1 pseudogene is annotated in these 964 nt (G+C 41.9%); it reads right to left on the reverse strand.

Annotated features, from left to right (window positions below):
* Window positions 1–964 (reverse strand): annotated as a pseudogene (locus ODU55_RS11645) (transposase); the annotation flags it as partial.

The raw sequence follows: 964 nt of genomic DNA on the forward strand, positions 1-964 counted from the left end.
CTATTTCCTGTTCGATGAGGTCAAAGAAATGGTCTAAGTTCTTCTCTTGGAAATGGAATAAGAGAAGTTGGTAGAGTTCATAGTGCTTTCGTAGTTCATCTGAGTAAAATAGGAGTTTTTCTAGAATTTCCTTGTTGGTTAAATGCATCCGAAACATAGGGCGATAAAATCGTTTATCATTGATTTTGCGGCTGTCTTGTTGTATCAATTTCCAGTAGCGTTTCAAGGCTCGGTATTCCTGCGATGTTCTGTCGAGTAGATTCATAATTTGAATACGGACACGGTTCATAGCACGACTAAGGTGTTGCACAATGTGAAATCGGTCGAGTACGATTTTTGCATTCGGGAGTGAAACAGTCTGGGAATAGACTGTTTCAGCCTGAGCTTAGAAATTGGAGAGCGAAGGGTTTAGCCAATTGGTAGTAGGGACTAAACATATCCATAGTAATGACTTTGACGCGATTTCTAACCTTTCTAGGATAGCGTATAAAGTGGTTTCGGATGGTTGCTTGCGTTCTTCCGTCGAGAATGGCAATGACGTTTAGGGAGTTGAAATCTTGTGCGATAAAGCTCATCTTCCCCTTCTTGAAGGCATACTCATCCCAGGACATGACTTCTGGAAGCTTGTTCCAATCCGTTTCGAACTTGAACTCATTGAGTTTTCGAATAACTGATGATGTTGAGATAGATAGCCTGTGTGCAATATGTTGCATTGCTTGATTTTCGATGAGTAATTGGGCGATCTTCTGGTTAACAGCGACGGAGATTTGGTGGTTCTTCTTGACAAGAGGAGTTTCGGCGACAGCCATTTTTCCGCAATCTTTACACTTGAAGCGACGTTTTCTGAGGCGGATAAGTAAGGGATAGCTAGCAGTTTCTAGGTAGGGGATTTTAGAGGCTTTCTGGAAGTCGTATTTGGCCATTTGTCCCTTGCATTTTGAACATTTAGGGGCTGTGTAATCCA

The sequence above is a fragment of the Streptococcus sp. 2022WUSS037 genome (assembly GCF_044427225.1).
GTDB lineage: Bacteria > Bacillota > Bacilli > Lactobacillales > Streptococcaceae > Streptococcus.